The sequence below is a fragment of the Mesorhizobium sp. CNPSo 4670 genome (genome assembly GCF_057784235.1).
On record NZ_JBWJFQ010000023.1, the window covers coordinates 61,882 to 84,728 of the forward strand.

At 64.0% G+C, this 22,847-nt stretch carries 9 protein-coding genes; 3 read left to right on the plus strand and 6 right to left on the minus strand.

Translation table 11 applies throughout. The features are described 5' to 3' along the window. Positions 1-171: 171 nt before the first annotated feature. From AC0ZT5_RS29105 to AC0ZT5_RS29125, 5 genes are all read right to left on the minus strand, one after another. Entirely contained in the window at positions 172-687 is a 516-nt protein-coding gene (locus AC0ZT5_RS29105; protein WP_488499236.1) for a GNAT family N-acetyltransferase, read from the minus strand. A gap of 7 nt (positions 688-694) precedes the next feature. Continuing rightward, entirely contained in the window at positions 695-1,222 is a 528-nt protein-coding gene (locus tag AC0ZT5_RS29110) for a phage tail protein (RefSeq protein ID WP_488499237.1), read from the minus strand. An 11-nt stretch (positions 1,223-1,233) separates the two neighbouring features. Continuing rightward, on the minus strand, positions 1,234-1,713 hold the full coding sequence (locus tag AC0ZT5_RS29115; RefSeq protein WP_488499238.1) for a phage tail protein: 480 nt from the start codon (positions 1,711-1,713) through the stop codon (positions 1,234-1,236). 42 nt (positions 1,714-1,755) lie between these two features. Continuing rightward, complete coding sequence (locus AC0ZT5_RS29120) at positions 1,756-2,253, minus strand: phage tail protein (protein ID WP_488499239.1); 498 nt, start codon at positions 2,251-2,253, stop codon at positions 1,756-1,758. Positions 2,254-2,447: 194 nt separating this feature from the next. Further along, the gene (locus AC0ZT5_RS29125) at positions 2,448-17,384 is read right to left on the minus strand and encodes a hypothetical protein (RefSeq protein WP_488499240.1); all 14,937 of its coding nucleotides are present in this window, start codon (positions 17,382-17,384) and stop codon (positions 2,448-2,450) included. A gap of 280 nt (positions 17,385-17,664) precedes the next feature. On the opposite strand from AC0ZT5_RS29125, the gene AC0ZT5_RS29130 reads away from it, so the two are divergent. From AC0ZT5_RS29130 to AC0ZT5_RS29140, 3 genes are all read left to right on the plus strand, one after another. Continuing rightward, on the plus strand, positions 17,665-18,198 hold the full coding sequence (locus AC0ZT5_RS29130; protein ID WP_488499241.1) for an invasion associated locus B family protein: 534 nt from the start codon (positions 17,665-17,667) through the stop codon (positions 18,196-18,198). A 198-nt stretch (positions 18,199-18,396) separates the two neighbouring features. Then, a complete protein-coding gene (locus AC0ZT5_RS29135; RefSeq protein ID WP_488499242.1) occupies positions 18,397-19,641 on the plus strand; it encodes a M24 family metallopeptidase in 1,245 nt (414 codons plus the stop codon). Between the two features lie 122 nt (positions 19,642-19,763). Then, positions 19,764-21,554: a flavin-containing monooxygenase gene (locus AC0ZT5_RS29140; RefSeq protein ID WP_488499243.1), complete on the plus strand. Its 1,791-nt coding sequence runs from the start codon at positions 19,764-19,766 to the stop codon at positions 21,552-21,554. Between the two features lie 37 nt (positions 21,555-21,591). Here AC0ZT5_RS29140 and AC0ZT5_RS29145 read toward each other — a convergent pair whose 3' ends face one another. Further along, entirely contained in the window at positions 21,592-22,827 is a 1,236-nt protein-coding gene (locus AC0ZT5_RS29145; protein ID WP_488499244.1) for an amidohydrolase/deacetylase family metallohydrolase, read from the minus strand. Positions 22,828-22,847: the final 20 nt, after the last annotated feature.

Sequence of the window (22,847 nt, forward strand, 5' to 3'; positions counted from 1 at the left end):
TGAGGGGCGGCGCGGACCAACGATCCCTTGTTCAACGCGTTTGCACGAGGTTTCACGCGACGCGCTTTGGCTAGCACGCTGGACACTCCATCAGATCGTAGAAGTACGTGAACATCGGAAGCGGAGGAAGCCGCCATTCGCAGGCCGGCATCACCTGAATCTCAACTCGCCTTACGGCGGACACTCCATCAGGTCGTAGACGCCCTTGTCCTCGGTGACGACGAACCCCAGCCGCGTATAGAGCCGCCTGGCGGGATTGTTCTTCTCGACATGGATCGACACCGCCTTGCCGGCGGCACTTGCCTCGTCGATGAGGTCGCTGAGCAGTGCCGCGCCGAACCCCTTGCCGCGATGCAGCGGAAGAAAGGAGATGTCGATGATGCAATACTGGTTCCGCCAACGCTCGACATAGAGGCGGCCGATGTCGTTCGTGGCAGACATCACCACCAGCCAGTCGGCTTGCGAATAATGCTTGATGTAATGTGTGTGCTGCGCCCGAAACTGCATGTCGAGAAAGGCGGTCTTCTGCGCCTCGGTCCAGGACGTTACGGCCAGTTCCTCGGCACGGGTCGAGGCATAGACCCGTGCCAGGAACGGCAGATCGGCGTCCGTCACTGGACGAAACGTCAGCCCGGCGCCAGCCGCCCGTGCCCAACCGGCCGAAACCGCCACGCGAAAGTCGTTCATCGAAAAATCAGGGGCGCGACGGGAACACGCCCTGCAGCGCGATGCAGAAATAGCAGGTGAGATAGGGTTGCATGTTGTTGTGCGGCTGGCCGCCGCCGGTGGGGGCCAGCATGCTGTTGCTCATAGGCGTCAGCGCCGGTGTTCCGGGAACATAGGCAAATACGCCGCCGGATTTACCCAGTATCCTTGACGGACCGGGAACCTGAACATCGGCGGTGTCCTGGGTTCCCACCATGATACTGTGTGGGTGCGATGGTATCTCCGATTCGAGCAACATCACGGTTTCCGAGCCACCGGTCTCGCCGAGATCATGCAGGGAAAGTCCCGGACCTTGTCCCGGATGCATCGGCGCGCTGCCCTGTAGGTCCGGCAAGGCAAAATTGCTCTTGCCGTCGCCGCCATAGGTGGTGCCAAGCAACGAAAACAGGGCGGTATTCTGCGACAACGGCAACAACTGCCCATCGCACCATGCCCAACCCTTCGGGGCAAAATTGAACGGAAATATGCGGATTTCAGCAACGAACGGATCGGCCATGACGGTCCCTCTTAAGTCGGCGACGGGAAGATGCCGAACAGCGAGATGATAAAATTGACGCACAGATAAGGCTGGAAATTCGTGTGAGGCTGACTGCCTCCGACGGGTGTCACCATGGCTGCGGCCATGGGACCATCGGGACCTTGGCCGTCGATGTACATGAAGATCGTCCCAGAGGTCTGATCGAGAACGTTCCCGCCTGGATTTGTCCCTGTGCCGGTCTGTGTCGATACCAAAAACGGGTGAGAATGCGCCGCGATTTGCTGGGTGGTAAGAGTGACCTCTTCCGCACCGCCGGTCTCGGCGAGAATGAGGCCGTTGCCCTGATGGATCGGAAGGCGCCCTTGCAGATCCGGCAGCGCAAACGTGCTCTGACCGTCGCCGCCATAGGTCGTGCCGATCAGGTTGAACAGGGTCTCGTACTCCGAAATCGGCAGAAGTTGTCCGCTGCAGAACATCCAGCCGGCCGGTGCGAAATTGCCGGCAAACATGCGAATCTCGCCAATGAAAGGTTGTCCCATGGGTGCGCTCCCTTAATTCGGCGAGGGGAAAATGCCCTGCAGGGCAATGCAGAAGCTCAATGTCAGAAACGGCTGCATGTTGAGATGCGCCTGACTGCCACCGACGTTCGCCACCGTTGCAGGGTTGAGCGTCGTCACGTTGTTTGGCTGGGTATAGCCATTGTTGAAGGCACCGAGAAAGCTTCCTGCATTCGTCGGCGCAGTACCGTTGTTGTTCGTCGCGAGCGCCTGATGCGTGTGGGTTGGTAACTCTGCAATGGAAAGCGTATGCGCCTGTTCGCCGCCACGGTCGCCGAGTGTATGACCGTTACCGACATGGATGGGTGTACGCCCGCGATAATCGGGCAGCGCGAAATTCACGCGGCCATCGCCGCCAAAGGTTGTACCCAGCAATGAGAACAGCGCCTGGTTCTGGTTGATGGGCAGAAGCTGGCCGTTACAGAGTGCCCACCCCTTGGGCGCGAACGAGAACGACATAACGCGGATTTCAGACAGAAACGGTTCTGACATTTCGGCACCCCTCGCTTCCATTTGGCACTATACACACGCGAACATTAAAGTCCATTAGCAATACTGAAAGAACAAATTTTCTTAAAATATTGTTTGCCTGCTACAAGTAAACTCTCAACACGAGCGCGGACAATTCTACAACCCTTGCTTGCCGTGCCGGCAACCCAGACGCCTTCTGTCCGTCGATCTGCGGACTATGGCACCGAGAAGAATCCACTGCCGGCAAGACCGGTGACGACGCTGACCGTCGGAGAACCCGTATTGTACGTCTGGACGAAACTTGTGATTGCGGCCGAATCCGTTGGCGCGCCACCGTAGTTGTTGCCGCCACCCGCATGCAACCCGACATGCACGTTGAATCGCTGGCGAAGACGGATATCCGTACCTCCATTGGCACCGGAGCCGGCAAAGTTATTGGTCAAAGCCCCTGGGCCGCCGAGGGTCAGCGAAACCGTCTGTGCATCGTTTGTGACCGTACCGGCGTTTAGCAGGAAGCCATTGGTGCCGAAGGTGCCGGGATTGCTGACCGTATTGCCCTGTACGACGGCGGTAAGCTGGGCGTTGCCGCCATTCGCGGCGTCGCCGGTTTGTATGAAAATACCGGAATTGTTATATTGATAGACGGTATTGTTGGTGATTGTCACACTCGACGCGGCCCCGCCATCGGTGACGAATCCGATGCCGGACCCTTGGGCCGACCCACTGTCCGTAACCCCTGCGACACCGATCGTGTTGGAATCGATTGTGCCGTTGAACGAACCGGTTCCCGAGCCCGAGCTGATCCCGAGAGCGGAACCCAGCGCGTCGCGCATCGTGTTGTGGGCGATGTTGAAGGTCAGGTTGGCGTGGTCGCCCGCGCCACCCGAGCTGATCGTGATGCCGCCGCCGCCGGAAACGATATTCTGGTTGTTATTCGTCAGCGTATTGCCGAGAAGAGCCGTCGCTCCGCCGAACACCAGGTCTGAACTGACGCCACCGTGCAGATCGAGCTGGAACAGGTCGCCGCGCGCCGAGGTGAATGTCGAGCTCTGGATCGTGGCATTGAAGACGCCATTCGTCGCCTGGAAGACCAGTGCGTCGCCGGACTGGTTTGCTGCAGCTGCGTTCGTCGCGAAGGTCGAACCCGTAATGGTGATCCGATTGAGGGTTTCGCCATTGTTGTTGAAGACATGGAACGCATCCAGGACTGCACCGGTGAAGGTGGAATTCGAAACCGTGGCGGTTCCCTTGAGACCGGTGAAGTAAGCGTCGCCTTCGCCGACACCGCTGACGTTTGTGCCGTTGCTGCCATTGATGACGGTGTGGTCCATCGTGAAATTGGTGACGTTGTTGCCAAGGACACCGTAGTTCTGGAAATCGTTCATCTGCAGGCCGTTGAGCTGCACGTCGAACGTGTTGTTGAGGTAGATGCCAACACCCGTCGTGGTGGCAAGGTCGGAGCCGGTCTTGTTGGCGATGACGCCACCGCCGGTGGCGCCGACATTCGCGCCATTTCCAGTCACATGCAGGCCACCGCTCGAGCCGGTGTTGTCGAGAATGATGCCGGTGGCACTGCCACCGTTCGATGTGATGCTCTGGAAGCTCAGGTCGTTGGCGCCAATCGTCGTGTTGACGACGTTGAGCGCCGTGCCGGTGGTCGACGTGACGGTGTTGCCGGTGCCCTGCACTGTCACCGTGCCGCCGGTGGTTGCGGCCGGGCCCGGTCCGGTAGCGTTGAAACCGATGCCGCTGGTGGTGCTGATCACCAGCCCGCCGCCGGTGAAGTCGATCGCCGCGCCGGTGTTGCTGATTAGGTTGACGGCGTTGTTGCCGCCTGTGGTGAGCGTCTTGGTCGCGCCCGAGAAGGTGATCGTGCCGCCGGTGTTGCTGCTGACGTCGATGCCGTTGGCGACGGCGCCCGTGGCGCTCAGGTTGCCGCTGAACGCGAGGGTTCCGGCAGTATGGCCACTGACCTGGACGATATTGCCGGCGGTGGTCTTCGTCACCGACGCGGCGATGGTGATGTTGCCCGAACCGCCATTGATATCGACGCCAACGCCGGTCGGGTCGTTCGTGGCGCCGATCGAGCCGCCATTCACGCTGACCGCATTGGTGTTGTTGTCGATCCTGATGCCCGCCAGCCCTGTGTTGTTGATCGTCACCGTCGAGAAGGTCACCGCGCCGTTGGCGCCACTGAGCAGGATGCCGTTCTCGGCGGTCGCCGCGATCGTGGCCGAGGTGAAGTTGAATGCCGCGCTGGAGCCGTTGATCTCTATTCCATCGCCGCTGGTCGTGGTACCGGCCACGCTCACCGCGCCGCCGTTGAAGGTGCCGCCGCTGACCCCGGTCAGGTTGATCGCGTCGAGGCCCGTGACCGAAGCCGTCGATTGCAGCGTGGCGAAGGTGGCGCCGCTGCCGCCGACGATCATGCCGTTCCAGTTCAGAATCTGGCCGCCCGCCGTCTGCACGCTATTGCCGGCGCCGCTCACATTGATCGTTCCGCCGCCCGTGGCATTGAAACCAATGCCGGTGGTGGTGGTGATCGCCAGCCCGCCATTGCTGAAGTTGATCGTCGCGCCGGCGTTGCTGGTCAGGTTGACGGCGTTGTTGGCACCGGTGGTCAGCGTCTTGGTGCCACCACTGAAATTGAAGGTGCCACCGGTATTGCCGTGGACGAAGATGCCGTTGTCGAAGCCGCCTGTGGCGGTGAGATTGCCGGCCAGCGTGATCGTGCCGCTGGTGACGCCGGAGATATCGACGATCTTGCCTGCCGCGGCGGTTTTGCTGATCGTACCATTGTAGGTGACGTTTGACGTGCCGCCGGCGACAAGGAAACCGACACCGCTCGGGTTTGTGATCGAGGTGCCCGCGGCGAAGCTGAACGTGCCGCCCGAGCCGTTGAGGATGTCGATGCCGGCATCGCCGCCATTCAGCGTCGTGGTGCCGTTGAAATTGTAGGTGCCGTCGGCGTTGTCGAACTGCAGGCCGGTGCCGTTGGTCGCCGACAGCGTGCCGGTGCTGAAGGTCAGCGTGCCGGTGGCGTGGCCGCCCGAAACGCTGATCAAGGCCGCGTTGTTCGCCTGGGTGATATTGCCGCCATAGGTGACGGCGGCGGTGCCGCCGACGACGTTGAACGCGGTTCCGGTCGGGCTGGTGATCGAGGTACCGCTGCCGAAGCCGAAACTGCCGCCCGAACCGGTGAGGATGTCCACCCCGGCGTCGCCGCCATTCAGCGTCGTCGTGCCGTTGAACTGATAGGTTCCGTCGGCATTGTTGAACTGTAGGCCGGTGCCGTTGGTTGCCGACAGCGTGCCAGTCTGGAAGGTGATCGTTCCGGTGGTGTGGCCCGTGACCGCGACCAGCGCGGCGTTGTTGGCCTGGGTGATGTTGCCGTTGTAGGTGACGCTCGCCGAGCTTGTGTCGACATTGAACGCCGTGCCGGTCGGGCTGGTGATCGAAGTGCCGGCGCCGAAGCTGAAGGTGCCGCTCGACCCGGTGAGGATGTCGACGCCGGCATCGCCGCCATTGAGCGTGGTTGTGCCGTTGAAATTGTAGGTACCGTCCGCATTGGCGAACTGCAGGCCGGTTCCGTTGGTCGCCGAAAGCGTGCCGGTGTTGAAGGTCAGCGTGCCGGTGTGTCCGGCCGAAACGCTGACCAGGGCGGCGTTGTTCGCCTGGGTGATGTTGCCGCCATAAGTGACAGCGGCCGTGCCGCCAACGACATTGAACGAAGCGCCCGAAGCGCCGCTCAGCGCACCAGAGCCGAGGCCGATGGTGCCGCCGACACTGGTCAGGCTCACATTGTTGACGCCGCCGGCCGACGAGGTCGAGTCCAGCGTGATGGTTGCGACGACCCCGGAGAGGTTGATCGCCTGGCCACCGGTGGCATTCACGGTCTCGGCGGCCGCGGAAGCGGTGATACCCATCGTGCCGCCCGTGCCGGCGATGCCGGTACCAGTGGTGGTGTCGATGGTCAGGCCACCGGTGAAGCTGGTCGTGCCGCCGCCTTGGGAGAGACCGATGCCGCTGGTCGTGTCGATGTTGGCGAGGCCGGTGACATTGAGCGTGCCGGATGCAACGTGGATGCCGCCGCCGGTTGTCGAGGCGTTGTTCACCGTCACCGTGTTGAAATTGAAGGTGCCGGTGTTGGTGTTGATGGCATCGATGCCGAAGCCCGTCGTGTTGGAAACGCTTGTCGCGCCGGTGACGGTGAAGGTGCCGGCAACGCCGTCGAAGGTGATGCCGCTGGCGACGCCGTTGACGACGGCGCTGACGCTGGAGAACGTCATGTTGATGGTCAGCGGATCGAGATCGAAGGCCGCGCCGTTGATGGTGGTGACCACGCCGGCGCTGCTGTTCAGCGTGAAGGTGGTGGTCTTGGTGTTGGCGATGACACCGGTGCCGCCAGTGTTGGCGAGGCTGAGCGTGCCCAGATCGAAGGTGCCGCTGGTGTTGGTGAAGCTGAGGCCGTTGCCCTGGATCCGCGCGCCGGGAGTGCCCATGCCAAGCGTACCGGCGCTGACGGTGCCGCCGGCACCGTTGGAATCGAAGCGGACATTGTTGAACACGATGCCGCCGCTACCGGCGCCGCCGGTCACTTTGTTGCCGGCAAACGACCTGATCGCGATCGAATTGTCCGTCGCGTTGATGTTCTGGCCGACGAAGGACGCCGCCAGCCCGGACGCGGTCGACCTGAGCGTGTTGCCGTCGATCGAGAGCAGGAGCTTGTCGGCTGTCGCCGCACCGCTCGTCGAGAAGTCGAGTGCGTTGCCGCCGGCGGTGATGATGCTGTCCCGGATCACGAAATTGGAGGCAAGCGTGGCATTGACGAAAATGCCGGCGCCGCTGCCGCTGTTGAGGGCCGTGACGTTCTGGACCCCGGCGGTGATGACGCCAGTGCCGCTGAATGGCAGGTTGATCGTCGCGGCCGCGTCGCTGCTGGCCAGGATCGGGTGTGAATTGTCGAGGCCACCGGGGTTCGTGACGACCGTCGAAGCCTGGATGGTGGTGAAGTGGAAGGAGGACGGCGCGCCAAGGCCGCCGCCAACGCCGAGCGGCCCCACGTCGATGTCCGCATCGCCGGACATGAACGAGATCACCGCTTGCCCGTCCTTGAGGTCGAGCGAACTGTTGCCGATGTTGATGGTCGCCTGGTTCGTGTCAACAGTCTTGTCGATCAGCACGAAGACATTGGCGCTGGAAGCCTCCGCCTGGGCGACGCTGCCCGGATTGAGGAAGCTGCCGTCACCGGTGCCCGAAATCTCGCCGGCTGCGTCGATGTAGTAGACGCTGATTGCCGACAGGTTCGAGATGTCGCCGACGAACGTAACGTCGTCGAAATCGTAATTGCCGCTCAGCGGCAAGGTGTCGGTGGCGTGGATGACCTGCCCGCCGGTGGTCGAGATCAGCGATTCGGCCGGTCCCGCGCCGTCACCGAACACCAGAGTTGCATTGGTCGTGCTGGAGAACTGGATGCCCTGCGCGACATTGGTGATTGTCGACGTCTGGGCGCCGCCGGGATTGACCGTGTCGCCGAGCTGGATGGTGGCGGCGCTCGTGGTTCCGGCCATGTCGATGCCGAGCGTGCCGGCAAAGCCACCACCGGCGACGTCGAAATCGCCGGCGGTGATGCCGGTGCTGATGACCGCGCCGTTGAGATCGAGGCCGATGGCGTTCGCACCACCGAGCCCGACGTTGAGGCTGGTGATGCTCAGCGCCGAGCCGAGCGTGCCTGCGACATCGAAGCCACGCGAGGTGATGCCTTGCAGGTTGACCGTGCCGAGGATGATGCCGCCGCCGCCGACATTGTTGAGAGAGACGCCGGTGGCGGCGCCATTGGCGGAGACGGAGCTGAAGTTAAGGCTGCCCGCGCCGACCGTCGCGTTGTCGAGCTTGAGCGCGGTGCCGGTCTGGGTGCTGATCGTGTTGCCAGAGCCGGTGACGCTGACCGTGCCGGCGCCGAAGGTGCTGGCGGTGAAGCCGGCGCCGCTGGTGGTGGTGATGCCGAGGCCGCCGCCGGTGAAGGCGAGCGTTGCCGTGCCCTGTCCCGGGCCGATGCTGGGTTGCTTGACGACAGCGTCGTTGGCGCCGGTGTTGAAGGTCTTCGTCGCCCCGGAGAAGGTGATCGTGCCTTCCGACGAACCATCGACCAGGATGCCGGTGCCGCCTGTGTGATTGATGGTGCTCGAAATGTTGTACACGCCGTCGGCGTTGCCGCTGAAGACGAAGGCCGTCGACGCCGTTGTCGAAAGCACCGAACCGCTGAGGTTGAGGGTGGCGAGGTCGCCGCCGCCGGCGCTCACCACGCTGCCCGCACCGACCTTGACCGAGCCGTTGTAGTTCAGCGTGCCGCCGGTATTGGCGCCGACAGCGATGGCAATGTCGCTGGTGCTTGTCGTCGCGCCGATGCTGGCAGTGCCGCCATTGCCGCCGATGTTGACGGTTCCGCCCATCACGCCGTTGAAATCAATACCGCGCGTGCCGCCGTCGATGGTCAGGCTGGACCCGGCGACATTGGCGATGTTGACCGTTGCAACCTGGCCACTGAACTGGAAGCCGGAAGTGTCGACGTCGACGTTGGTCGTTCCGGTGAAGTTGACGGACTTCCCGGAGCCGGTCGTCACTCCGGACACGGTGACGCCGATGACACCGGTATTGGTCAGCCCGCCGATGTTCACATTGCCGGCGAGGTTGACGTTGTTCAACAGCACGCCACCGGTAGTGGTGGCGACCGACGAAATGTCGTCGAAGGTGATACCGCCACTGCCGACATTGGTAGAGCCCACCAGCAGCCCGTCACCGCCGGAAGCGATGGTGTTGTTAGTGCCGGTTACGCTGACGACGCCGCTGCCGAGCGCGACGAAGCCCGCCCCGCCTGTCGTCGTTATATCGAGACCGCCGCCGGTGAAATTGATCGTGCCGTTCGTGTTGGGGGCCGGAGTACCCGCCGGGAACGCGCCGAGGATGCCGAGGCTGACGGCGTCGGTGCTGCCCGAGCGGATCTGCTTGCTGGCACCGGAGAAGGTGACGGTTGCCGCCGAGCCGTTGTCGATGTTGCCGACGACGATGTTGCCGCCGGCCGCGGCGTTGCCGTCGGTCAGATTGCCCGACAGCGTCACCGAGCCGCCGGTGAGTTCCCGGATCGAAACCGCCGCACCGGCGCCGTTGCTGGCGATGGTGCCGCCATAGGAGATGACCGCATTGCCACCGCTCGCATTGGTGGCCGAGCCGACGTTGAAGGCCGCGCCCGCACCGGTGTTGGTCAGCGTGCCGGTGCCGAGATTGAGCGAGCCGGTCAGGTTCTGCAAATTGATGCCGTTGCCGGCGGCGAAGCTGGCGCTGACCGAGGTGAAACCGCCGCTGACGGTCGCGTTGCTGATGCTGACGCCGGTGCCGTTGGTGGTGGAAACCGTGTTTGTGCCGGACAGCGCCACCGCGCCATGGTCGGCAGAGAAGCCGACGCCGCCGCTGTTCTGGATGGCGAGGCCGCCCGAGAAGGTCAGCGTGTCGGTGCTGCCGGCCAGGCGCTGCCATTCGACACCGCCGCCGGTGGCGTTGGTGATCGAGACCGCGCCGGCAAAGGTCACCGATGTCGCGGCGAGGGTGGTATTCTGGATCTGGATGGCGTTGGACGTCGTGCCGTCGATCGTCACCGGGCCGTTGAACAGAAGCGTCGGCGACGCCGCGAGGTCGGACAGCAGAATACCGTTCTGGCCGCCACCGCTCGAATTGATGGCACCGAACTGCGCCGAGCCGCCAGAGCCGTTTTCGACCCTTGTGCCGTTGCTGAACGAGATCGCCGGCTGGCCGGTGGTCGTCACCGTGTTGCCGGCCGCGCCGAAGAACAGCGTGCCGCCGAGATCGGACACCAGGCCGGCCGCCTCGACGGTGTTGACAGTGACCACGCCCGAGAAGCCAACACGGTTGCCCGGGATGATCCGCGCCCACAAGGCACTGTTGAGCCCGGCGCTGGCGCCAACACCGTCGATATTGAAAGTGGCCGTGCCGAGGTCGATGTTGTTACCACCTCCCACCGCACCGCTCGCGACGACACCGATGGCGCTCGGACCGGGGAACGTTGTGCTGGTCGCCGTCTTGACCGCGACATTGGTCGTGTCGAATTTGATGTCGCCAGCCACACCGACCAGCACCAGGCCATAGCCGCCGACGCGGTTCGCCGTGGTGCCGGCGACAAAGGCGCCGCCATCGACCTGGTCTATGCCGGGGGTGGCCGCATTGGCGTCGAAAATGGCGGTCGTCAACAGGAGGCCGCCGACTTCGCCCTTGTTGCCGAGAAGCGTGATGTCGGAGAAGGCGCTAACCTTCATGGTGCCGGCGCCAGCCGTGCCGTTGACCGAAGCGATGTTGCCGCCCGTGGCCGAGAGGGTGAGGTTCGACAGCGCGACCTCGCTGTCGGCCGCACCGTCGACGATCGACAGCGCGCCACCGTCGCCACCGGTGATCGTCGCCCGGTTGAGCACAAACTCGGTGATGGCGGTGCCGGAGACGCCAATGCCGGTGCCGGTGTTGGTGATGATGACGTTGTCGATGCTGGCGCGGCCGGTGAAGTCGACCGTGTTGCCGCTCGCCGTCGTCAGTGTCGGCAGCACGCTGTCGACGCCATCAGGCGCATCGATGATGCTCGACGAATTGATGTTGCTGAACTTGAAGTTGCCACCGAGCACGCTGCTGACGCCACCATAGGGCGCGGTATCGATGGAATCGCCGGCCTTGAGACCGATCAGGATCTGGCCGTCGGCGAGGTTCAGCGTGTTGTTGCCGCCGCCATTCTGCTGCGCCAGCATCATGTTGATCAGGTTGCTGGTGCCGTTCTGCGAGCGGTCGATCAGCGCAATGATCTTGGCGCCAGACGCTTCGGCGCCGGCGATCGAGCCCGGATTGTCGGCGGTGCCGTCGCCGGTCCCGTTCGGGTCGACATAGTAGATGGTCGAGCCCTGCGCTTCGGAGATGTCGCCGATGAAGCCGGTGGTGCCGTTGACGTCCTTGAAATTGTAGGTGCCGCCGGCTGGGAAGCCGCCAGTCGAATTGAGTATATCGACCGCCTTGACTGTCGACAGCTTGTCGGCGGCACCCTCGCCGTCGCCATAGATGAAGTTGACCGCGGTCGTGTTGCTGAACTGGAAACCGATGCCGGGGCCGGCGCCGGGGCCGCCGATGGTCGAAGCGGTCGTGTTGGCCGGTGCGCCGGGATCGCCGAGCTGGATGGTGCCGGTGCCGGTGGTGTTGGTGAGGTTGACCGCCGTCGTGCCGGTCGAGCTGGCGCTCGTCAGGTCGAAATCGGTCGCGGTGATGGTGCCATTGACCACCGCATTGGCGAAGCTGATGCCGGTCGCGCCATTGCCGGTCATGGCGATGCCGAGGCTGCCAACGCCGCCGGGACCGAAGGACACCGTGCCCGAATTGGTGCCGGATACGCTGACGCCGGTCTGGTTCAGCCCGACATTGGTTATGTTGGTGAAGCTGAAGGCGACGGTGCCCGAATTGTTCAAGATGCCGATGCCCGTCGCGCCACCACTGACGTCGACCATCTCGAAAGAGACGACGGCTGTGCTGGCGACATTCGAAATCGCAAGCCCGGTTCCGGTCGAATTGGTGACGGAGAGCGAAATGTCGCTGAAGGTTGTGCCGGCACCAAGCCCGCCAATTACGGCACTGCCGCCGCCTGTCGCCAACGCCCCCACGCCGCCGAGGTTAATCAAGGTGTTAGTCGGCGCCGTTGTCGAACCAACATCAAAAAGATTGCCAGTTCCAGTCGAGACGATACGGCTCACGCCTACCCAGCCGCCGGTGGTACCGTCGATCCTCACCGCAGTGCCCGGTCCGCTTGCCGAGCTTGATATGTTGGCCCCTACGCCGATTGTCGCGTTGCCGCCGGAGACGACGACGCCGTCGCCCGTGCCAGAATTGGTGATTGTGCCGGCGCCGATACCGATCGTTCCGGTGTTGTTGGTCAGGATGACATCGGCGCCCGCGACATTGGTCGTCACCAATTTGGTGATATCGAAGGTCGCCGACGAAGCGTTGATGGCAAGGCCGTTGATGCCGGCGGCGGTGCCGGCGACCGTGATATTGCCGCCGAAGAACGTGCCGCCCGAGACGTTGTTGAAGTTCAGCGCCGCGGCTGTCGTGACGCCGGTGGTGATGCTGTCGAACCAGACCCCGACGGTGGTGCCGATGGTGATGCCATCGAGGTTGATCGCCCGGCCGGTGCCGGTGGTGATCGACTCCGTGCCCGTCATCGAAATATTGAGCGTGCCACCACCGGTGGCGTTGAAGCCGGTGCCGGTCGTCGTCGAGAGGTTGAGCCCGCCGCCGTTGAAGTTGATCGTGCTGCCGGTGTTGCCGGTCAGGTCGATCGCGTTGGCGGCGCCGGTGCTGGCAGTGATCTTGCCGCTGAACGAAGCGCTGCCGCCGGTCAGGGAGGAAACCTTCACCGCGCTTGCCGCGCTGGTCTGGTTGATTGTGCCGCTGTAGAAGACGTCGGCCGACGAATTTCCAATGGAAAAGGCGTTGCTGCCTGTATTGGTGATGGAACTCCCAGCTCCGAAGATCAAGGTTCCACTTGAGCCGCCGAGGACGGCGACGCCTGTACCGCCGCCTGTGATATCGAGATCGTTGAGGGTGGTGGTGCCGTCGAAATTGTTGGCGAACAGCGCAACATTGGTAGCATTAGCAATCTTCGTGTTGCCGGTGAAATTGACGGTCGCGTTTGAATCGACAAGCGCGATGCCAGTTTGGCTCGCGCTCTGGATGGTCAGATTGTTGACCGTGACGATGCCGGTGGCGCTGTCAAGCAAAAGGCCGACCGCAGCACTGCTGATCGTCACGCCGCCGATCGTTGCGCCGTTGCTGCCCGTCCCGTCGATCGCAAAGTTGGTACTGCTGGCCGTCAGGTTCTTGACGAGGTTGCCGTTGGCAAGGTCGATGGTGTTGCCGGCGGCATTGTTGAGCGTTGCCCCGCCAAAGCCAGTCGGATCGGCCTGCGTCGCGCCGGTAACGACATGGGTGCCGGTGACGTTGGCGGGCGGCCCGCCCAGGGTGACGGTGCCGCCATTGGCAAAGGACACGATCGACTGGCCGCTGGCCAGCGTGAAGCCGTCGGCGTCGGTGTTGGTGGTCTGGACGGCTGCCGTCTTGACCAGAACGAAGATCGTGCTGGCACTGGTGGTCAGATTATCGGCGGCGGCGGCATTGATCAAATTGCTGGCGCTGGAGCCATCGCCGAGGCCGGTGCTGGTGGCGCCGACATAGATGACATTGGCGACGTCGAATAGCTGCGGCCCGTTCAGCACCGTGTCGTGGAAGGCATAGGTGCCGCTGCCCGGGTTCAGGCCGCGCATGTCGAGCGAAGCGGTTGTCCCGGTGATCGATCCACCGCCGAATGAGAACGCGATGTCGGCGGTGGTTCCGACCGCACCATGCGTGCCCATCTGCACGCCGGTGCCAGCCGAAATGGTACCGGTGCCGATTGTCACCGAGCCGCCGGTGGTGCCGGAAAGGTCTATGCCGGTCGAACTGCCGGCGCCGGCGATATCGAGCGAGGTGGCGGTGAAGGTCGACTGGCTGCCCGACAGGTCGAGCCCGGTCCGGCCGGTGGGCAGCCCGGTGATGTCGATGTTGCCGAAGCCGATCGTGCCGTTGATGCTCGAAACGTCGATACCGTTCAGGCCTGGCTGGTTGATCGTCACCTGGCCGAACGTGACGGCGCCGGAATCGTTGGTGAGCGAGATGCCGTTGCCGGATGGCTGGGTGATGGTGACGGCGCCACCGAAATCAACCGTGGCGGTGCTTGCTGAGATCGCAATGCCGTCAAGCGCGGTGTTGGAAATCGTCGTCGTGCCAGTAACGGAGAAATTGCCCTCGGCGCGCGACAGACTGATCCCACTCTGTCCACCGGACTGGCTCACCGTGTCCAGCGTGACATCGAGGTCGGGGCTGAAGATACCCCCCCCTATAGCTTCGGTCTCGAAGGCCATGCGGCCGTTGCCCGAAATAGTGCCGCCAGTGATCTTCAGTATTGCGGGGCCGGTTGCACCGAAGAAGACGCCGTCGCCGCCATTATCCTTCGCGTCGACCGTCTCGAAACCATAGAACCCACCCAAAAAGCCGGTACGACCGAGGATGTGCAGGCCGTCGCCGGTGTTGTTCGTGAGCGTCGTCGTACCGGTGAAATTGAAGCCGCTGCCACCTTGGATCCGCAGGCCATCGCCTGTATTGCCGCTCGAGTTCAAATTGTTGACGGCGGCTCTGCTGTCGATGTTGCCGTTGTCAAACAGCACGCCATTGAGCCCAGCGCCCGAAACATTCAGGCCCGAGATCGTGATATTGCTGATGTTGCTGCCGTGGACGCCGTTGGCGCTGCCGCCGGCGATGTTGAAATCGAGCAGCGAGCTGTTGTTGGCCAGGGTAACGACATCGCCGCTGCCGGAATCGGTCAGCGTCGCAGCACCCCCTGCATCCGAGACGACGCCGCTGTGTGTGATGTTGTCACCGGTAATGTTGACCGGGATGCCGCCGAGCGAGAAGGTCCGCCCGTTGCCGAACGAGGCCAGCGTCTGCTCGGCGCCCAGCGAGAAGCCGTCGGTATCGTCGATGGCCGTGCCGCGATTGACCAGCACGAAGATCGCGTCGGCGTCGGTGTTGGCATCGGCCGTCCCGATCGAGGCCAGGTCCGAAAGCGAGGAGCCGCTGCCCGTGCCGGTCGCGGAGGCGCCGACGAAGATCACATTCTGCACGTCGAACAGCTGCGGCCCGCTGAACGTCGTCGAGCCGAACGCATAATGGCCGAGCGTCTGGTTGAGGCCGCGCGCGTCGAGCGAAGCGCTGATGCCGGCAATGGAACCGCCACCGAAGCTGAACTCGGCATTGGCCGAATTGGCCAGCGAGCCGGCAATGCCGAAGCGCACGCCGGTGTCGACCCCAGCGATCGCACCGCCATTGGTGATGACGATCGTTGCTCCGCCCGAGATCGGTGAAGAGAGATCGATGCCGATCGAGCCGGCGGCTCCGGTGCCGGTGATGTTGAGCGACTGCGCGGTGAAATTCGTATGGCTGCCGGAGAAGTCGAGGCCGGTGCCGACGCCCAGGCCGGAGATGACGATGTTGCCGGCGACCACCGCCGCATTGACGCCGGCAAACGAAATGCCGTCGCCGCCGGGGGCCGAGATGGCGACATCGCCGAAGCGGATCGCCGCCGGCGAGTCCGAAATGGCGATTGCCGGTCCGGTCGTGTTCGAGATCGTCGTCGCACCGTTGACGGTGAAGCTGCCCGAGACCTGATCGAGCACCACGCCCGATGTGCCGCCTGCCTGGGTGATCGAATCCAGCACCACATGCGCGGTGATCGGGTCGATGAAGACGGCGGTGCCGCCATTCCCCGACACGGTGCCGCCGCTGGTGGTGAAGCTGCCTGATGTCGCGGTGCCCTGCACGGTAATGCCGCGATCGGCATTGTCCTTCGCATTGAGCGTCGCGAACGTATAGGTGCCCTTGCCGGTGGCATCGAGCCCGTCGTCGCCATTGCCCTGCAGCAGCGTCGTGCCGGCGAAATTGTAGGTGCCGTCGCCCTCGATGTGCAGGCCGTCGAGGCCGTTGTTCTCAGCGGTGAAGTCCGAGCCCTTGATGCCGGTCGAGGTGCCCGTGAAGTCAGCGCCATTGCCACCGGCCCCGGTCACCGTGACGTTGGTCAGCGTGGCGCCGGAGATGTTGTTGCCGAAGATGCCGTTGGCGCCGCCTGTGATGGTGATGCCGTTCAGCGTGTTGCCGTTGCCCAGCGTAATGACGTTGTTGGCCGGATTGGTGCCCTGGATCGTGCCGTTGCTGCCGCCCAGGTTGAAGCTGCTGGTGCCGCCGCCGAAAAGCAGGGCGGTGACGCTGCTGCCACCGCCGATAACGGTCTGGCCATTGGTCAGCGTCACGCCGCCGGTGGTGAGATTGCCGCTGCCGCCAAGCGCCACGACGAAGCCGTTGCCGGCCTTGGTCACCGCATCGTCCAGCGTCGTCGGATCGCCGATGGTGCCGAGGCCGAGCGAATTGCCGCCATCGGCGAAGAAGAACTTGCCGAAAGCAGCGCCCGTGGCGGCATTGATGGCGAGGCGCGTCGTCGTGCCGCCGTTCACGTCCTGCGACTGGATCCTGACGCCGATATCGCCGCGCACGCGCTCGTTGACGCGTTTGCGCAGGCCTTCGCTGACCGGATAGACCGGCTCCGGCCCGCTTTCGGCCCCATTGGCGGCCCCGTTGTCGGCATTGTCCGAGCCATGGCCGGGATTGAACGGGATGTTCAGCCGGACGCTGCCGGCGAACTGGGTGTCGTCGCGATTGTCGTTGCGGACCTCGCCGGCGAACACCAGCGAGGTGTTGCTGCCGAAGACATCGCCGATCGTATACTCGAACCCGGCCTTGGCGCCGGTGACGCTGTGGTCGTCGCCATGCGGATCCTCGAAGTGATAGCCGCCGATATCCAGCCGCAGCGAATGCTTGTCGGGCAGGTTGATCGGCACCTGTGCGCCGACCTCGCCCTCGATGCCCCAGGCCGCGTATTGGCGATGATCGATCACCGATATCTGCTCGAGCAGCTGGTTTCCGACCATCGACAGGGTCGAGTCGGTGGAGCGGTCTTTGTAGTCGCCCTTGATCGGCAGATAGACGTTCACATGCGCGTCGAAATGCGGCGTGATCGCCTCGGCGCCGAGCGTCGCGGCGGTGAACTGGTTGCTGTTGAAGTTCTCGACGTTGAGATAGGCGTAGCCGCCGATCATCAGGTCCGGATTGACAATGCGACGGACGCCGAGGCCGACATCCTGGCCGAAGCCGTCCTTGAAATCGTGCTTGGCCCGGACATCCAGGAACAGCACCGATTCGGCCGTCTGCTTGAGCGGGATGAAGCCTTCGAGCGCGGCGTTGCCGCCGTTGTTGTCGGCGCCGACAATGGCGCGCACTTGCGGCTGCCACAATCCGTTCGGATCGGCATAGGCCGACATGCCCGAAAGGCCGAGCGCCAGCGTCGTCAGCGCCGTCGTCTTCCACAGATGCCTGGCAATTTGCGAACGGCGATAGCCGGCGCGCACGCGGAAATCCTCCCCACGCGCCGCCATCTCACCACCCAGCCGAGTATCCTCGGGTTTTCCCATCCCAGGCGAGTCCTTTGGGACTGCACGTCCCGCGTGTGAATTCATACTCGAATTGTATTGTAGAACGAGTCGCGAATCCTTCGATTTCTAGGGGTTTCCTCCAATTTTCTTTCGTGTGTCCGAAAGGTCACAGTACTTTTGCCGGCTTTCTTGGCGCCGGCCTAGCTTCCGAAACAGTCCCGAGTGTTGTATCAAACCCCGCCGATGAAAATACCTGACGGGGAAAGAAAGAATGCGGGGTCTAAAGAAAACGTCGTCAAGTTTAGCTCGCGCTAATCTAATGATCGCAAGTTCAGCCGCCCTGTGGCTAGTCTTGTCGGCGGCGGGACCGACCCTTGCCGAAGACGCCAAGCCGGCCCAGCCCAAACCGGCTGATTCCACTGCAAAACCTGCCGATGCCAATCCGTGGGCGGTGAACTGCTCGAGCGGCTCGGCAACCGTCGAGCTTCAGTGCCAGGTGTCGCAGAACCTGACCGAAGCCAAGTCCGGACAGCGCGTGCTGACCGTGACCGTGCGCCGAGACAACGCCAATGGCGACCTGGCCATGCTGCTCGCGCTGCCGCATGGACTGTTCCTGCCGTCCGGCGCCTCGTTCCAGATCGACCAGGGCCAGAAGACGACCCTCGCCATCCAGACCAGCGACCAGAACGGCGCCTATGCGGCCACGCCGCTGTCAGCGGACCTCATCAAGGCCATGAAGTCGGGAACCAATCTGAACATCGGCATGGAATCGGTCACCCGCAAGCCGGTCACCATCCCGGTGTCGCTGGCCGGCTTCACGGCTGCCGTCGCCGAGCTGGAATCCATCAAGTAGCGGGGGTGCTGACGCCGGCTGGACGCGAAGCCGCCTCAACGCCCGCCGAACAATGCTGTGGGCAAAACTGAAAGTTGTTCTGTCGCGATCCTTCCCGCCCACATCGCGCAAGTTCCGCGCACCTCTGCCTATGAAACCGGCTTGATTGTCTGAACCCGGAATGCTCCGTTGCCGCTTCGGACATCCGGAGAAAAATTCATGACGGGGTTTGTCGACCGCCTGCGCGCGACGCAGCTGATGGAGCACGCCGGCCTACAAGCGCTAGTGCTCTGCGCGCCCGAGGCATTCCACTATGCGACCGGTGCCTGGATCGGCCCGGCGGGACTGTTCCGGCGAGCCGGCGCCGGCTTCGTCATCATCCCGGCCCGGCAGGACCTGCCGATCGGCGTCGTGGTGGGGGACTTCAACGCGGCTCAGCTACAGGCGGCATTGCCGGACGCCGTGGTCCGCAGCCACCCGATCTGGATCGAAACCACCACGCTTGACCCCTCGACCTCCGGCCATGCGCTGGCGCAACGCATCGATGCCGGTCTCGCATCGTCTGGCCGGCCGCCCCATTTTTCCCGGCCGGCGACATTCGACCTGGCCAATTCCGCCCGCGAGCTGAAGCAGATCCTGACCGGCTTCGGGCTTGACCGCGCTGCGCTCGGCGTCGACCTCGATTTCATTGCCGTGGCCGATTTTTCGGTCCTGCAGGCGATGCTGCCGGGTTGTTCGATGGTCGACGGTTCGGCGGTGCTCGATCGGTTGCGGGCGGTGAAATCGCAACGCGAAATCGAGCTGCTCCAGCAAGGCATCATTCTGTCGGAAGCCGGGCTGGACCGGTTGCAGGTGGATGCCATGGCGGGCATGCGCCAGGCCGATCTCGTTGCACTCTACCGGGAAGGCGTCGCCACGGCCGCGGCCGGCCTGTCGCATCCGGTTGCTACCGCCGAATACGTGACGCTGGGCGCCCGGGCCAAAGGCGCCGATGCCAAGGCAATGCCCGGCGATCCGCTGAAGTGCGACATGGTCTGCACCGTCGGCGGCTACGCCTCCGACATGTCGCGCAACTTCATTTTCGGGCCGCCATCCGCCGAACAGGCCGAGCTGCATGCCATCGCCGAACGGGCCTTCGAGGATGGGCTGGCAGCCCTTGTTCCGGGAGCCTCGCTCGGCCACGTGCATCGGGTCGCCAGCGACAGCCTGGCGCGGCAAGGGCTGCGCTCCTACCGCCGCGGCCATTTCGGCCATGGCGTCGGCCAGTCGGTCTTTTCCGAACAATGGCCGTTCATTGCGGCCGACAGCGAAGTCGTGATCGAAGCCGGCATGGTGCTGGCCTTCGAAATCCCGCTCTACATCGACGGCCTCGCCAGCTTCAATCTCGAGGACCAGTTCCTGATCACGCCGGACGGACCGGTTGCCATGAACCGCTTGCCAAGACGGCTGGAGACGATTGGTTAGCGAGGGCGGTTTTGGTCCTGGTCGTTGCTCACTTCGGGAGTAGCGCTCCACAGCGCGATGCGCCAAGGTCGATAATTGAGTTTTCGCGCCGTGTTCGGCGCCTTTGCGGCAAGAGGGAAGAAATGCTCGACATGGCACCATCGAAACAGGCGGCAGCATGGCTCGGGTCCTTTGCCAAGGCGCTCGCAGCGGGTGACGTGGCGGCGGCAAGCAACCTGTTCGTCGACGATTGCTACTGGCGCGATCTCCTAACCTTCACCTGGAACATCACGACCATGGAAGGCCGCGAGGCGATCGCCGAAATGCTCGCCTCGACGCTGGCGGCGACGAAGCCGGCCGCATGGCAGCTGACCGGCGAGGCGACCTCGGACGAGGGCACTGTCGAGGCCTGGTTCAGCTTCGAGACCACATCGGCGCGTGGCCAAGGCGTCATGCGCCTGCGCGATGGCCGCTGCCGCACGCTGTTCACCGCGATGACCGATCTCAAGGGGTTCGAGGAGCGCAAGGGGCCGGCGCGGCCGCTGGGCGTGCGCCACAAGGCCGACCCCGGCCGCGAGACCTGGACGGAGGCGCGGGCGCGCGAGACGCGCGACCTCGGCGCCGGCGAACAGCCCTATTGCCTTGTCATAGGCGGCGGCCAGGGCGGCATCATGCTGGGGGCGCGGCTCAGGCAGCTCGGCGTGCCCACCATCGTCATCGAGAAGAACGCGCGCCCCGGCGATTCCTGGCGCAACCGCTACCGGACTCTCGTGCTGCACGATCCGGTCTGGTACGATCATCTGCCCTACATTCCGTTCCCGGAAAACTGGCCGGTGTTCACGCCCAAGGACAAGATGGGCGACTGGCTGGAAATGTACACGCGCGTCATGGAGCTCAACTACTGGGTCGCCACGAAGTGCCTCAGCGCGTCCTATGACGAGGCCGAAAAGGTCTGGACCGTCGTCGTCGACCGCGTCGGCCGCCACATCACCCTGAAGCCGAAGCACATCGTGTTTGCCACCGGCGCCTATGGTCCGCCACGGCGGATCGATCTGCCAGGCGCCGATCAATTCAAGGGCGAGTTGCTGCACTCCAGCCAGTATTCAAGCGGGGAGAAATTCCGCGGCAGGAAGGTCGCCGTCATCGGCGCGGCAAGCTCGGGGCATGATGTCAGCGTCGACCTCTGGGAGAGCGGTGCGGAGGTCACCATGATCCAACGCTCGCCGACCACCGTGGTCAAGTCGGACACGCTGATGGAAGTCGGCTTCGAGATCTTTTCGGAGAACGCGCTGGCGCGCGGCATCACCACCGAGAAGGCCGACATGATCGTCGCCTCGACGCCCTTCGCGCTGGTGCCGAAGGGCCAGCAGGCGCTCTACGAGGTGATCAAGGCACGCGACGCGGCCTTCTACGACCGCCTGCGCGCCGCCGGCTTCGCCATCGATTTCGGCGACGACGAGACCGGCCTGCTGATGAAGGCCTACCGCACCGGCTCCGGCTACTACATCGATGTCGGTGCCTCGGACCTGATCATCGACGGCGAGATCGGCGTGCGCAGCGGCGTCGCTATCAAATCGTTGACGCCGACCGGCATCCTTTTCGAGGACGGCAGCGAGCTTGCCGCCGACGCGATCGTCGCCTGCACCGGTTTTCAGTCGATGAACGAGACGGTGGCCGCGATCGTCTCGCGCGAGGTCGCCGACAAGGTCGGCCCGTGTTGGGGACTTGGCTCTGGCGTGAAGGGCGATCCCGGACCATGGCAAGGCGAGTTGCGCAACATGTGGAAGCCGACCGCGCAGCAAGCTTTGTGGTTCCACGGCGGCAATCTGGCGCTGTCGCGCTTCTATTCGAAATATGTGGCGCTGCAGATCAAGGCGCGCATGGAAGGGCTTGAGACGACCGTCTATGGGGCGTTCAGCAACGCCGGTCGGTGACGCTCGATCTATCCCTCGTGGGGGAGATTGGCTCTCATCACTCGTGCCGATGCCCAAAGTGCCTAGCCGCCACCTCGACATGCGTATGCGTGGGATGCGCCTCGAAACGCTCGGTCTCGCTGGCATCGTCGACCACCTCGTTCGGCCACCAGGTGCCGCCGATGGCGATGCCTTCGCACACCAGCCGCTGGTCGGCGACCAGCGAGGCGCCGACCGCGTCGACAAAGGCAAAGCGGCCGGGGCGCTGCCGCAGCACGGCGACGTCGCCGACGGTGCCGACTGCCAGCGTGCCGAGGTCGGGCCTGGCAATCGCCTGCGCCGGGGCTTGTGTTGCCGCGCGCAGAACCTCGACCAGCGGCATGCCGAGCGCCAACAGCTTCGACATGCAGACCAGGATGTCGAAGGCCGGCCCGTCGACGCAGTAGAGATGCACATCGCTGCTGATCACGTCGGGCGCCAGTCCCTCCTCGAGCATGGCCCGCGCGACCGCGAAATCGAACGAACCCATGCCATGGCCAAGGTCGAAGATGACACCGCGCTCGCGCGCCAGCCGCATGTCCGGCCGCACTGCACCGGAGGCGAACACCGGCGCGTTGGGGAACGGCCGGAAGCAGTGGGTGAGGATGTCGCCCTTGCGCAGGCGCGGCAGCACTTCCGAGCGGCCGGGCGGCGGCTCGTCGATATGCGCCATCAGCGGCAGGCCGGCCTGGTCGGCGGCCTCCAGCGCCAGGTCGACCGGGGCGATGCCGCTGGTGCCGCCGGCATGGCGGCCGGAGCGAACTTTGACGCCGACCACGACATCGCGGTGTTCGCGCGCCGCGGCCACGACCTCGCGCGGTTCGCAGAGCCTGAGATCGCTGCACTCGCCGACCGACACCGTCTGCGAGAAGCCGAAGATGCCGGCAAAGGAAATGTTGACATAGGCCAGGATGCGCACCTTCGAGCGCTCCATGACATGGCGGCGGAAGCCGAGGAAATTGCCAGCGCCCGCACTGCCCGCATCGATGAAGGTGGTGGTTCCGCTTTTGGCAGCCAGCCGGTCGGCATCGACGCCGAGCGAGGTGCCGCCCCAATAGACGTGGCTGTGCAGGTCGACGAGGCCCGGTGTGACGATGCACCCGGTGGCATCGACAACCTGCGCGGCGCGGTCGGCCGGGATATCGGCATCGACCGCGGCAATGCGGCCATTGGCAATGGCGACATCGCGCGGCGCATCGAGCCCTGAGGCCGGGTCGATCAGCCGTCCGCCTCTAAGCAGGAGGTCGAATTGCATTGAGGTAACCTCCGTTTCGT

Bases quoted from the DNA above. Each gene is read 5' to 3' on its own strand.
- AC0ZT5_RS29135 (WP_488499242.1), top strand. From the start codon at position 18,397: ATGACGGGGTTTGTCGACCGCCTGCGCGCGACGCAGCTGATGGAGCAC.
- AC0ZT5_RS29120 (WP_488499239.1), bottom strand. From the start codon at position 2,253: ATGTCAGAACCGTTTCTGTCTGAAATCCGCGTTATGTCGTTCTCGTTC.
- AC0ZT5_RS29130 (WP_488499241.1), top strand. From the start codon at position 17,665: ATGATCGCAAGTTCAGCCGCCCTGTGGCTAGTCTTGTCGGCGGCGGGA.
- AC0ZT5_RS29110 (WP_488499237.1), bottom strand. From the start codon at position 1,222: ATGGCCGATCCGTTCGTTGCTGAAATCCGCATATTTCCGTTCAATTTT.
- AC0ZT5_RS29145 (WP_488499244.1), bottom strand. From the start codon at position 22,827: ATGCAATTCGACCTCCTGCTTAGAGGCGGACGGCTGATCGACCCGGCC.
- AC0ZT5_RS29140 (WP_488499243.1), top strand. From the start codon at position 19,764: ATGCTCGACATGGCACCATCGAAACAGGCGGCAGCATGGCTCGGGTCC.
- AC0ZT5_RS29105 (WP_488499236.1), bottom strand. From the start codon at position 687: ATGAACGACTTTCGCGTGGCGGTTTCGGCCGGTTGGGCACGGGCGGCT.
- AC0ZT5_RS29115 (WP_488499238.1), bottom strand. From the start codon at position 1,713: ATGTTTGCCGGCAATTTCGCACCGGCCGGCTGGATGTTCTGCAGCGGA.
- AC0ZT5_RS29125 (WP_488499240.1), bottom strand. From the start codon at position 17,384: ATGGGAAAACCCGAGGATACTCGGCTGGGTGGTGAGATGGCGGCGCGT.